We start from the raw sequence: 12435 nt of genomic DNA, 5'->3' as shown, positions 1-12435 counted from the left end.
TGGTCGCCTGCTTCGACAACGACCCGGCGAAGGTCGGCCGGAAGATCGACAAGGTGGTCGAGATCTTCCCCCTCGACGAGATCCCCCAGCGGGTCAGGGAACTGGGCATCGAGATGGCCATCGTGACCGTGCCGGCGGAGGCGGGCCAGACCGTCACCGACAAGCTGACCGCGGCCGGGATCAGGGCCATCCTGAACTTCGCCCCGGTCAAGCTGTTCGTCCCGACCAACGTCCGGCTGCAGCACTCCGACGTCAGTCTCGAGTTGCAGCAGTTGGCCTATTACCTGGACCGCTGAGACACGGCCCCCGGCGACGCACCCGCGCCCGAACGGTCCGATGGTTGCCACCAGAAGCCCCCTATGCTATGCTCTAGGGGGGCTTTTGCTTGTCTGGCGCGGGTCCACGCCCCCGGCGGACCCTCGCGACGTACCAACCCAGGGCGGGGTGAAGCTGCTTGGAGACAGCCCGTTCATATGTTCCGTCGTTGCTCGAGGGCAATCGCCGGGCGCTGGCCCGGCTGATCACGGCGGTGGAAAACCGCGGGCCTGAGGCGACCGGGGTCATGAGGGAGGTCTTCCCCCATACCGGGCGGGCCCACGTCATCGGGATCACCGGCGCCCCCGGCGTCGGCAAGAGTACCCTCGTCGACGCCCTGACCCGCGAGTTCCGCCGGACCGGACGGACGGTGGGGATCATCGCCGTTGACCCGACCAGCCCCTTCACGGGCGGGGCCATCCTCGGCGACCGCATCCGAATGCAGGACGTCGGCCTCGACGAAGGGGTCTTCATCCGCAGCCTGGCCACCCGCGGGCACCTGGGCGGGCTGTCCCGGGCGACCGCCGACGTCATCCGCCTGATGGACGCCTTCGGCAAGGCCGTCGTCATCGTCGAGACGGTCGGCGCCGGCCAGGCCGAGGTGGACATCGTCCGGCTGGCCCAGACGACCATCGTCGTCATCGTCCCCGGGCTCGGTGACGACATCCAGGCGATCAAGGCCGGCATCCTCGAGATCGGCGACGTCTTCGTGGTCAACAAGGCCGACCAGGACGGGGCCGAGCGGGCCGCCGGCGAACTCGAAGTGATGCTCAGCCTGAACCCCGAGGAGACGGCCTGGCGCCCGCCGATCCTGAAGACCGTCGCCAGGGACGGAACCGGCCTCGCCGAATTGGCCGGCCAGGTCGACGCCCACCTTGCCTTCCTCAAGGCCAGCGGCCGCCTGGCCGAGAAGACCCAGGCCACCAGCGAGTCCGAGATCAGGGACATCGTCACGGCCAGGGCCGGGGCGAGGATCCTCGGCGCGGCGGCCGGCGGACTGCTGCCGAGTCTCATCGCCAAGGTCGCGGCCCGGGAGCTGGACCCGTACACGGCGGCCGACACGATCCTGGCCGAGTGCGGCTCCGCCGCCAACCGGCCATGACCGATTCATCGGGCATCAGGCGGGAGGACGGACGCTTGTACGATACGGTCATCTTCGACGTCGACGGAACGATCCTCGATTCAACCCGGGCGGTGACCGGCTCCCTCCGCCAATTGCTGATCCAGTATGGGCGGGCGGTTCCGAGCGAGGAGGAACTCCGCTTCGCCCAAGGAATGGCGAGCGTTGAGACCTTGCGACGGCTGGGTTTCCCGGACATCCAGAGGGCCCTGGTCGCCTGGGAGACGCTCTTCCGACAGTTCAACCAGGATTCACAGGTCTTCCCGGGGATCCCAGAGACTCTGGTCCGGCTCCAACGACGCGGCGTCAGGTTGGGCGTGGTCACCTCGAAGAACCATGACGAGTTGCTCCACGATTTCGTCCCCCTGGGGCTTGGCGGCTACTTCAACTGCATCGTCTGCGCCGAGGATGCGGCGAGGACGAAACCGCACCCCGACCCGTTGGTCAAAGCGATGACCGTGGTCGGGGCCGACCCCGGCCGGACCCTCTACGTGGGGGACACCGAATACGACGCGGCCTGCGCCAAGGCGGCCGGCTCCCGTTTCGGTCTGGTCGGCTGGGGGCCGGTCTTCACCGACAGCATCGCGGCCGACCACGTTCTGCGCTCGCCCCTCGACATCCTGGTCCTCGTGCCGGCTCCGGCCGAGGAGGAGGCCGGCTAATGCCCGTGGTCATCAGGCCATCCTCGCCCACCGACCATCGGGGCATGCTCGAGGTAGCCGAGGGGCCAACGGGCGGGCGGGGATGACCGAGGGCGAGTGGTATCGAGGCGTCGTCCCGCCGGCCGGCGAGGGGGCCAGCGTGGCCGCCTTCCTTCGGGCCCACCTGGGGGTGTCGCGGAGGATGCTCCGCCGCCTGAAGTCCCGCGGGGAGATCCTGGTCAACGGTGAACCGGCGAAAGTCCGCGACCACCTGCGAGCCGGCGATGAACTGGCCCTGGTCCTGCCGGACCTGCCCTCGCCGAACATCACCCCCGAAGAGGGCCCACTGACAGTCATCTTCGAGGACGAGGCGATCGTCGTCGTCGACAAGCCGGCCGGGGTCCTGGTCCACCCGGTCCATGGTCAGGAGGGTGGGACCCTGGCCCAGGTCGTCGCCCACCACCTCAGCCTTCAGGGGCTGAGCCCGAAGCCGCGCCCGGTCCACCGCCTTGACCGGGACACCTCGGGCGTCATCGTCTTTGCCAAGAGCGCCCACGTCCAGCACCGGTTGGCCCTCCAGTTCCGCCGCTCCGAAGTGAGCAAGGAGTATCTCGCCGTGGTCCGGGGCTCGATGGCCGACGACCAGGGGACGCTGGCCGGCTGGCTGGCGCGGGCCCCCGGGAGGATGGTCGCCGTCGACGAGGAGCCGGTGGATGGGAAGGGCCTTCGGGCCCAGACCCGTTTCCGGGTCCTCGAACGCCTCTCGGGCGGGGCCATCACCGGCGGAGCGACGGTCCTCCTCCTCGAGCCGAGGACCGGGCGGACCCATCAACTGAGGGCGCAACTCTCGGCGTCCGGTCATCCGATCATCGGTGACCGCCTCTACGGCCCGGCCGATGAAGGGGACGCCGCCATCGGGCGCCAGGCCCTCCACGCCTCGGCCATCGAGTTCAGGCACCCCTTCTCGGACCGGCCGATGCGCCTTGGCGCGCCCGTGCCACCGGACCTGGCTCGGCTGATCGGGGCCCTGCGCGGGGCGACCTGAACCAGCCACACAAGACAGTCGATAGATGACAGACAGGATGGGGGAGAGCGACTTGGGTAGCATCAGCGGCCGCATCGGCGGGAACTTCGAGGGCTACGATATCAACTGCAGCTTTGACGGGACCCGGATTTACGGTCGTTTCGGCGGGGCGATCGTCGGTAAGGATATCGACTTCACCCTCGAGGGCGGCCGGCTTGACGGCCGCTTCGGCGGAGTCTTCGAGGGCAAGGACATCCACGGCGAGGTCGCCGGTTCGAGCTTCTCGGGGCGACTGGGCGGGGAATTCGAGGGCAACGATATCGTCCTGCAGCTTAGCGCGGGCGCGGGGGTCGACCGGATCAGCGGCCGGGTCGGCGGCGAGGTCTTCGGCTTCGACGTCGACGTCGAGTACGACCGCCGGGAGCTGAGGCTGACCGGCCGCCTGGGCGGGCCGGTGATCGGCCATGACGTCCAGGGGATCATCGCCGAAGTTCCCGTCCTGCCGGCGGTGGCCCTCATCGTCGCCGTCTACTACCAGCACCAGCACGACCACCGGGGGCACGGCGGCAGTCACGGGAGCAACAACTGAAGACATAGGATTACTTTGGCTGGAGCACCTGACATGACAAAACCCGCCTCAATCGTGGCGGGTTTGTTCACTCCAATGTACTGTTCTTCCTAACTTCCTTATTTCTTGATAGACGAAAGCGCCGCAACTTTGTCTTTGAGCCATTCGGCCAGACCTTCTGCAACCTGTCCGGGAATAAGGAGCTTTGCCACAACAACGCGTTCCAAGGGAGAAGGATTGCTGCCCTCATCTTTCAAGACCAGGCCAGTTGTCTTGTCAACTTCAAGGTTGAACTGAGTAGGGAACGGCTGCACATCCTGATATAGGTATGCCACAATCTCCCCGCGCGGGCCTATTCCCCCCCAGGCGCCGTGTACGTAGTAGGTTGGAGTCTGTTCAGCCTGCCTTACCGAGATTGTGACTGAACCTTTGTCTTCCATAGCTACACCTCCAACACGCTTTTCTTTTCCGCTAGCCCGCCAATCTGAAATCTCCTGTTTCCAGTCAGACTCGCCGTCTCAACTTGCTCCAATTCACCAAACCGGTTCGTGACGTACGGAGTTCGAAAGGCAAGGCTATTCGACTGGAGTTTTTGTGGAGACGGCAGGTGCAGGTAATAAGCATACATGCTGCTCGCTTCTTCCCGACTCTTAGTCCCAGGGTTCTCCTTACCCACCCAGAAACTGAGAATGGAACTCACCAGCTGATTCAAGCTCACTCCTTCAGCGTCAGCGTGAGTCTTCAGCTCAGAATGGACCCATCTGGGTACACGAATCGTGAAACGACCACTAGCTGGCGCCGCTGGTTCAGGGACTTTCTGTCCTGCTTCTTTCTTGACTGCCAGGTGTGACCTTATCGATTCCCGTATATGAGCCAAAGCACTCTCTGGGCTATCCTCGGTTGCCGCACAACCGGGAAGCTCGGGGACTCTAGCCACCCAAGCCCATTCACCCTTGGATTCCTCTTGCCGCAGGACTATGGTGTAGCGGTCTTGTCTCAGGTCGTCCACTTGCCTCGCTCCTTTTATCCAGACATCTCCGTCTTGGAGGGCTCCCTGATTATCCCAAGTTCCTCCAATGCATCCACTAGGCGATCAATATCATGGGGCCTTACAAAATCTCTGCCTCCATGGGGCTTGCCTATGAATACCAGAAGTTCAAGGTCGTCGTGTCTGAGAATGTAGTCGGCACCACCGGAGGTGACTTCGAATCCATAGTGCTTCGCGAGACTTAGGATCTCATCAAATCTGACGTTGACCTTGCCGGGGCTCCTCAGACGCGCTAGAAGCTTTTCCCTTCGGGTCAAGCCGATTACCTGCCTTGATATACATTATTCTCTGCGCACCACATATGATACCACAAATCTGGTCAATTGTCCCGAATTCTCAACCTGGCACAGAGGGCCTTTTGAAAAGACTATTCCCTTGTTTGCCGGCTGCCAATGAAGTAAACCCCAGCTAGAGTCGACTGTGCAGGAATAGCACCCGACTTCTCGAATAGTCATAAGGAACACCAGGCGAGGGCATGCCCGGTTATTACTTTGTCCGGACCCACTTCACTCCGCGCTCATCATCGGATCAATCATCGCGGCAGCGTCGTCGCCAGACCGGCCTCGCCGACATCCCGCCATTGGGAGGGTCGGCCGAATGAACGACGAGTCCGCCAAATGCCGTCCCGAACCGTCGCCCACCCGCGGGCCGGGCAACTGCGGTCCGAGCAAGGACGCCCCGGCCAACTGCGCGCCGAGCGAACGGGCCCAAGCCGCCGGCCGGGCCGTCGCTCCCAGCTTCGACCCGGCGGCCATTCAGCTCGCTGACAGGCCGACGTCCGGCAAAGAGCGCCGCGAGCGCTTCGTCACCGTCTCCGACCGGCCGATCAAGGCCCTTTACACGCCGGCCGACGTGGCCGACCTGGACTATGCCCGGGATCTCGGCACTCCGGGCGAGTTCCCCTTCACCCGGGGCATCCACGAGTCGATGTACCGTGGTCGACTCTGGACGATGCGCCAGTTCTCCGGATTCGGCTCGGCCGAGGACACCAACGCCCGCTACAAATACCTCTTGGCGAACGGCCAGACGGGCCTCTCGGTGGCCTTCCACATGCCGACGATCATGGGTTACGATTCGGACCACCCGCGGTCCGACGGGGAAGTCGGCAAGCTGGGCGTGGCCATCGACTCCCTGGCCGACATGGAGGTCCTTTTCGACGGCATCCCCCTCGACAAGGTCTCCACCTCGATGACCACCAACGCCCCCGCGTCGATCCTCCTCTGCATGTACATCGCCGTCGCCGAGAAGCAGGGCGTGCGGCCGGACCAGGTCTCGGGGACGATCCAGAACGACATCCTGAAGGAATACATCGCCCAGAAGTCGTACATCTTCCCGCCCCGGCCGTCGATGCGGCTGATCACCGACATCTTCGCCTACGCGGCCAAGCACGTGCCCCGCTGGAACACCATCAGCATCAGCGGCTACCATATCCGCGAGGCCGGCTCCACGGCCGTCCAGGAACTGGCCTTCACCCTGGCCGACGGGATGGAATACATCCGGGCGGGCATCGCGGCCGGGCTGGATGTCGATGAGTTCGCCCCGCGCCTGTCGTTCTTCTTCAACGCCCATAACGACCTCTTCGAGGAGGTCGCCAAGTACCGGGCCGCCCGCCGGATCTGGGCCCGGGTCATGCGTGACCAGTTCGGCGCCAAAGACCCCCGGTCGTGGATGCTCCGCTTCCACACCCAGACCGCCGGCTGCTCGCTCACCTCGCAGCAACCCGAGAACAACATCGCTCGGACGACGGTCCAGGCCCTGGCGGCCATCCTCGGCGGGACCCAATCCCTGCACACCAACTCGATGGACGAGGCCTTGGCCCTGCCAAGTCAGAAGGCGGCGACAATCGCCCTCCGCACCCAGCAGATCCTGGCCGAGGAGAGCGGCGTGGCCAACACCATCGACCCCCTGGCCGGTTCCTACTTCGTCGAGGCCCTGACCGACGAGATGGAACGGGGGGCCCGGGACTACTTCGACCAGATCGAGGCCCTCGGCGGGGTCATCCCGGCCATCGAGAAGGGCTTCTTCCAGCGGGAGATCGCCGACGCCGCCTACCGCTACCAGCGGCAGGTGCAGTCCGGCGAGCAGACCATCGTCGGGGTCAACAAGTTCATCTCCGGCGAGCCCCTGACCATCCCCATCCTGAAGATCGAACCCGAAGTTCAGCGGCGGCAGATCGAGCGGACGCGGCGCGTCCGGGCCACCCGCGACCAGGCCGAGTGGGCCGCTTCGCTGGCCGTCCTGAAACGGGCGGGCGAGGGCACGGACAACGTCATGCCGCACCTTCTGCGGGCCGTCAAGGCCTATGCCACGCTGGGCGAGATCTGCGACGTGATGCGCGAGGTCTTCGGAGTCTACCGCGAACCCGCGATCTACTAGGAGGTGCGGGCTATGTGGGAGCCGCAGGAGCGCAAGGTCAGGGTCCTGGTCGGCAAGCCGGGTCTGGACGGCCACGACCGGGGGGCCAAGGTCGTCGCCCGGGCTTACCGCGACGCCGGGATGGAGGTCATCTACACCGGCCTGCATCAGACCCCGGAGCAGATCGTCGAAGCGGCCCTCCAGGAGGACGTCGACGTGGTCGCCCTATCGATCCTTTCGGGGGCCCATAACACCCTCGTTCCCAAGGTCGTCGACCTTCTCCGGCGGAGGGGGATGGACGACGTCCTCGTCCTTGTCGGGGGGATCATCCCCGAGGAGGACGTGCCCGGACTCACGGCGGCCGGCGTGGCCGGTTGCTTCGGGCCGGGGACGAGGACCGACGACATCATCACCTTCACCCGGACCAAAGTGAGACGGCTCTAGCCGTCGGGGTCCGTGCCTTGGACCCGGACGGGGAAATCGGCACGAAGGCCGGTGTCCCGCCAAACCAACAAAAACCTGCGGTCACCAGGCGGGGTGCCGGCGTTGGTAAGTTAACTGCGTAAGGAGGAAGGGCAAGAGTGGATTTCACCTTGACGGAAGAACAAGAAATGATCCGCCGAACCGCCCGCGAGTTCGCCGAGCGGGAAGTGGCCCCAATCGCCTCGGAGATCGACAAGACCCACGAATTCCCCTGGGACAACTGGCACAAGATGGCCAAGCAAGGATTCGTCGGAATGACCATTTCCCCGGAATACGGCGGGAGCGGAGCCTCGCTCCTCGACCACACCCTCGTCCTTGAGGAGATCTCCCGCGTCTGCGCATCCACCGCGGTCATCCTCGAGGTCCACAACTCGCTTCATGCCGAGACCATCGAGCGCTTCGGCACCCCTGAGCAGAAGAAGAAGTACCTCCCCAAGCTGACCACCGGGGAATGGATGGGCTCGTTCTGCCTGACCGAGCCGAACGCGGGCTCCGATTCGGCCGCCCAACAGACGGTGGCCGTCCTCCAGGGGGACCATTACGTCCTCAACGGTCTCAAGTGTTTCATCACCAACTCTTCCAAGTCCAGCCTGTACATCGTCTTCGCGATGACCGACAAGTCCAAGGGAAATAAGGGGATCACCGCCTTCCTCGTCGAGAAGGGCCAGAAGGGCCTGTCCTTCGGGCAGCCCGAAGACAAGATGGGGATCAAGGCCTCCTGCACCGCCGACGTCATCATGGAGGACGTCGAGGTGGCGGTGGAGAACCGTCTGGGCAACGAAGGGGACGGCTTCAAGATCGCCATGGCCACTCTTGATACCGGCCGCGTCGGTATCGGCGCGCAGGCCCTCGGTTTGGCTCAGGCCGGCCTCGACGCCGCCCTGGCCTACTCGAAGCAGCGCATCCAGTTCGGCAAGCCCATCGCTGAGCTCCAGGCGATCCAATGGAAGCTGGCCGAGATGGCCACCGAGATCGACGCCGCCCGGCTGATGGTCTATCGCGCCGCGTGGTTGCGCGACAAGGGCGTCCGCTGCTCCAAGGAGATCGCCATGGCCAAGCTCTTCGCCTCCGACGTGGCCATGCGGCAGACCATCGAGGCCATCCAGGTCCACGGCGGTAATGGCTACATGCGCGAGAACAAGGTCGAGCGTTTCATGCGCGACGCCAAGATCACCCAGATCTACGAGGGCACTTCGGAGATCATGAAGCTGGTCATCGCCTCGAGCCTGCTGCGGTAGGACTGGGGACCTGGGACTGAGGACCGCTTACAACCGATGAAACCGCGAGGACCGTCGCCTGTTGCGACGGCCCTCGCTTTTTCGGGAATAGCTGAATGGGGGCTTGAACCTGACCCTGCGTCATTTCGCAGGAAAGGCCGGCCCCTCAGTGGGCCGGCCTTTCCTGTACCCTTCCGGCCGGAGCCGCCGTGACCATGGCCACGCTGGCCAGGATCAATCCGAAACCGAGCAACGAGCCGACTCCCAGCGATTCGCGGAGGAAGAGGAAACCCCACAGAGCTCCGAAGGCGGGGACCAGGTAGGCGACCATGGTCGCCCTGACCGGGCCGACTTGCTCGAGCAGGTAGAAGAAAAGCAAGAAGGCCAGGGCCGTCGACAGCAGGGCAAGGCCCAGCGCGCACCAGGCGGCAAGGGCCGGCGGGGTCTGATGGGGGAGGGTGAAGGGCACCAGCGGGAGCAGGATCAGGGCGGCGAAGAGCTGGGTGCCTGCGGCCAGGGCTTGGGATTGCCCCGCCGGGACCTTCATCTTGGTGTAGACCGCGGCCACGCCGTAGGAGACGGTGGCCGCCAGGGAGAGCCCCACCGAGCCGATGACCGCCGGGGTCACCGGCACGGGTCCCAGGCCGATCAGGGCGACTACGCCGACGAACCCGAGGGCCAACCCACCGACCTTGCGGGCGGTGAAGACCTCGCCCATCCAGAGGGCGGCGAAGAGGGCGGTGAAGAGCGGCGTCGTGGCGTTGAGGATCGACGCCAGGGACGCCGGGAGAAGGAGCTCGGCGGTGGCGATGAGGGTGAACGGGAGGGCCCCATTGGCGGCCCCGATAACCAGGTAATGGCGCCAGTTGGCGCGGAAATCGGGAAGCTTGCGAATGAGCGCCGTGTAACCGAGAAGGAACAAGGCGGCGATGGCCACCCTCAACTCGATCAGGACGACCGGCCCAAAGGCCGGCGCGGCGATGCGCATGAAGATGAAAGAGCCGCCCCACAAAGATGAGAGGAGAACGAGGGCGGCGGAGTCCTTGGTCGTCAAGATGATCCCTCCAGATCGAGCAGGGCCCGCTTGCGGTCGATGCCCCATCGATAGCCGCTGAGCCCGCCGTCGGCTCGGACCACCCGATGGCACGGGACGAGAAGGCCGACCGGGTTGGCCGCGCAGGCCGTGGCCACCGCCCGGGCCGCCCCGGGTCGGCCGATGGCCTCAGCCACCTCCCGGTACGAGCGGGTCTGGCCATAGGGGATGGCTCTCACCGTCGCCCACACCCGTTGCTGGAAGGCGGTGGCCACGATGTCCAAAGGAAGGTCGAGGTCGGAACGCCGGCCGGACAGGTGGGCCGCCGCCGCCTCCACATACGGAGCGACCGCCAGGGGGTCGGCGATGAGCCGGGCCCGGGGAAACTCCGCCCGCATCTCCCCCAGAAGCAGCTTCCGATGGCCGAAACGGAGGGCGCAGACGCCTTTTTCCGTGGCGGCGACGATCATCGTCCCGAGGTCTGTCTCCTCGAAGGCATACCTGATCGTCTCGCCAAGACCACCGCCCCGGTACCGGCCGGGGGTCATCCCCAGGAGGTGATGGGCCTGGTCATAGAGGGCCCGGGCCGACCCGTAACCGGCGTCGTACATCGCCTCGCTCACGCTGGAGCCGTGCTTCAGTCCATCCTTGAGCCGCCGGCCCCGCAGGGCCGTCGAGTATTGCCTCGGGGTCAGCCCGGTCGCCCGTTTGAACACCCGCTGCAGGTGATAGGGGCTGAGATTGACGGCCCGGCCAAACTGTGCCAGGGTTAGAGGGGCATTGGCGGCCTCGATCATCCGCCGAACCTCGGCCACCACCCGCTGGATCGAACTGACCTCATCCGGCCGGCACCGCCGGCAGGGGCGAAAACCGGCCGCCTCGGCCGCCTCGGCGGTTTCGAAGAAGACCACCGACGACCGACCGGGCCGCCGAGACGGGCAGGTCGGGCGGCAATACACGCCGCTCGTCCGGACCGCGTAGTAGAAGAGGCCGTCGGCCGAGCCATCCCGTTCAAGGACGGCCCGCCACCGGGCCTCGTCGTCGAGGAAGGTGGGTTCGCGTTTTCCCATGCTCCTAGAATAGCAGAGGTCGGGCCAAAGCGCTATCCGTTTCTTGCGCTCAAACCCCTGCTAAGACCGGTGAGGCGGTCCAGGGGCCTGGATCTTGGCCGGTCACGGGATGTCGAAAGAGTTCTGACTTTATTATGTGACAACTATCTCTCATCGCGGCGCATTGGTCAATGGCGAGCCATGGCCCCAAAAGACCCATTGAATGACAGATGGTGCCTGCACCCGGCCAAGGATGGTCGGAAACCGGAGTCCACCCATTAAACCGCTTGTCGAAATCTGGCGATTAATGTTGGTGAAACGGTTCACAGATTTACTATAGGCTCTCGGGCGTAAGGCCACAGCCAAGGGGGGCGTCCTTGCAGTGAAGTCGGGCAGCGTGGGATCGGGGACGGGACCGGCGGCCAAACGGCTCCGCGGCCTCAGGTTCCGCTTCGGGATCATGGCCAAAGTCTTCGGAGTGGCCGTCGGGGGGGTCCTCCTGGCGGTCGGCCTGCTTTCGGGGATAACCCTCTACAGCATGAACGGCGACGTCGAGACCAACGCCAAGAAGCAGTTGGACCTGGCCATCAACCTGGAGCGGTCGCTCATCGACCAGCACCTGGCCAGGGTTCGCGACCAGGCCTCGGCGGTAGCCGAGAGCGACCAGGTCAAGGGGGCCCTGGCCGGTCGGGGTAAGGTCACCAGGGATCAGGTCGCCAGGTTCAAGGCGGGGGCGGCCAACCTCCAGATCCTGACCGTCGTCGACGCCCAGGGAAGAGTGGTCGCTCGGGCCAACAGCGACCAGGTCGGCCAGGCCTTTGCGGCCAACGGGCTGGTGGCTGACGTCCTGAGCAAGGGCGCCGTGGCCGCGGCGGCGGCGGTCCTTCCGGAAGCCGACTGGGCGGCGGAGGGTCCGGACCTTCGCAAGCTCGTGGTCATCCCGGTGAAGGCGACCGCCGGGGCTGAGGAGCGCAAGGAGAAGGAAGTCACCGGCGCCTTGGTCTTGGTCGCGGTGGCCCCGGTCAAGGGGCCGACCGGTGCCGTGGCCGGGGCGGTCATCGCCGCCGAGGTCCTCAACCAGAATTACTCCATCGTCGATGAGGTCCGCGACCGCACCAACGGAGAGGTCACGGCGACCGTCGCCATGGACGGCATCCGCGTGACCACCAACGTCCGACTCAAAGACGCCGACGGCAAGGCCACAGAGAACCGGGCCATCGGAACAGTCTACTCGATCCCGGTGATGACCAATCTGCGCAAGGGCGAGGAGTACCGAGGCCGGGCGGTCGTCGCCGGCGAGTGGCAGAAGACGGTCTACGTCCCCTTGAAGGACCACACGGGCAAGGTTGTCGCCGGGCCGTATGTCGGCATCTCGGAGGCCACCTTCACGGCCTTGCGGGGTCAGTTCATCGGGATCCTCGTCCCGGTGGCCATCGTCGGGTTCCTGATCGCCGCCCTGATGTCCTTCCTGGTCAGCCGATCCGTCGCCGTCCAGGTCGGCCGGGTCAAGAAGGCGGCCGAGCGGATCGCCGACGGTGACCTGACCATTGAAGAACTCAAGATCGGTGGTCGGGATGAAGTC

Annotated in this window: 13 protein-coding genes; 9 read left to right on the top strand and 4 right to left on the bottom strand. The window is 65.3% G+C overall.

Features of this window, described 5'->3' with window-relative positions:
• The 5 genes from VGL40_05600 to VGL40_05580 form a co-directional block, all read left to right on the top strand.
• Positions 1–296: redox-sensing transcriptional repressor Rex (locus tag VGL40_05600; GenBank protein ID HEY3314744.1), on the top strand; the 296-nt coding region annotated here is incomplete at its 5' end.
• Between the two features lie 158 nt (positions 297–454).
• Positions 455–1417 carry a methylmalonyl Co-A mutase-associated GTPase MeaB gene (gene meaB / locus VGL40_05595; protein HEY3314743.1) on the top strand — a complete coding sequence of 321 codons (963 nt, stop codon included), beginning with the start codon at positions 455–457 and terminating at the stop codon, positions 1415–1417.
• Positions 1418–1452: 35 nt separating this feature from the next.
• On the top strand, positions 1453–2097 hold the full coding sequence (locus VGL40_05590) for an HAD family hydrolase (protein ID HEY3314742.1): 645 nt from the start codon (positions 1453–1455) through the stop codon (positions 2095–2097).
• An 82-nt stretch (positions 2098–2179) separates the two neighbouring features.
• Positions 2180–3121 (top strand): RluA family pseudouridine synthase, encoded by a 942-nt coding sequence (locus VGL40_05585; protein HEY3314741.1) that lies wholly within the window; start codon positions 2180–2182, stop codon positions 3119–3121.
• Positions 3122–3173: 52 nt separating this feature from the next.
• Complete coding sequence (locus VGL40_05580; GenBank protein ID HEY3314740.1) at positions 3174–3689, top strand: hypothetical protein; 516 nt, start codon at positions 3174–3176, stop codon at positions 3687–3689.
• Between the two features lie 98 nt (positions 3690–3787).
• Here VGL40_05580 and VGL40_05575 read toward each other — a convergent pair whose 3' ends face one another.
• Together VGL40_05575 and VGL40_05570 are read right to left on the bottom strand one after the other, a co-directional pair.
• Complete coding sequence (locus tag VGL40_05575) at positions 3788–4108, bottom strand: hypothetical protein (protein ID HEY3314739.1); 321 nt, start codon at positions 4106–4108, stop codon at positions 3788–3790.
• A gap of 583 nt (positions 4109–4691) precedes the next feature.
• Positions 4692–4973 (bottom strand): hypothetical protein, encoded by a 282-nt coding sequence (locus tag VGL40_05570; GenBank protein ID HEY3314738.1) that lies wholly within the window; start codon positions 4971–4973, stop codon positions 4692–4694.
• Positions 4974–5313: 340 nt separating this feature from the next.
• On the opposite strand from VGL40_05570, the gene VGL40_05565 reads away from it, so the two are divergent.
• From VGL40_05565 to VGL40_05555, 3 genes are all read left to right on the top strand, one after another.
• The gene (locus VGL40_05565; protein HEY3314737.1) at positions 5314–7092 is read left to right on the top strand and encodes a methylmalonyl-CoA mutase family protein; all 1779 of its coding nucleotides are present in this window, start codon (positions 5314–5316) and stop codon (positions 7090–7092) included.
• A 12-nt stretch (positions 7093–7104) separates the two neighbouring features.
• On the top strand, positions 7105–7515 hold the full coding sequence (locus VGL40_05560) for a cobalamin B12-binding domain-containing protein (protein ID HEY3314736.1): 411 nt from the start codon (positions 7105–7107) through the stop codon (positions 7513–7515).
• Between the two features lie 137 nt (positions 7516–7652).
• Positions 7653–8792: an acyl-CoA dehydrogenase gene (locus VGL40_05555; GenBank protein HEY3314735.1), complete on the top strand. Its 1140-nt coding sequence runs from the start codon at positions 7653–7655 to the stop codon at positions 8790–8792.
• 145 nt (positions 8793–8937) lie between these two features.
• Here the strand turns inward: VGL40_05555 and VGL40_05550 are convergent, their stop codons facing one another.
• Together VGL40_05550 and ada are read right to left on the bottom strand one after the other, a co-directional pair.
• Complete coding sequence (locus tag VGL40_05550) at positions 8938–9825, bottom strand: DMT family transporter (protein HEY3314734.1); 888 nt, start codon at positions 9823–9825, stop codon at positions 8938–8940.
• On the bottom strand, positions 9822–10874 hold the full coding sequence (gene ada / locus VGL40_05545; GenBank protein ID HEY3314733.1) for a bifunctional DNA-binding transcriptional regulator/O6-methylguanine-DNA methyltransferase Ada: 1053 nt from the start codon (positions 10872–10874) through the stop codon (positions 9822–9824). Before ada ends, VGL40_05550 begins: the two co-directional genes overlap by 4 nt.
• A gap of 361 nt (positions 10875–11235) precedes the next feature.
• Here ada and VGL40_05540 point away from each other — a divergent pair.
• Positions 11236–12435, top strand: a 1200-nt coding sequence (locus VGL40_05540; protein ID HEY3314732.1) for a cache domain-containing protein, incomplete at its 3' end; no start/stop codon positions are given.

Source organism: Bacillota bacterium (genome assembly GCA_036504675.1).
GTDB lineage: Bacteria > Bacillota > Sulfobacillia > JAJYWN01 > JAJZPE01 > DASXUT01.
The sequence above is the reverse complement of the archived record's forward strand: the minus strand, read 5'-3'. Positions and strand labels throughout refer to the sequence as shown.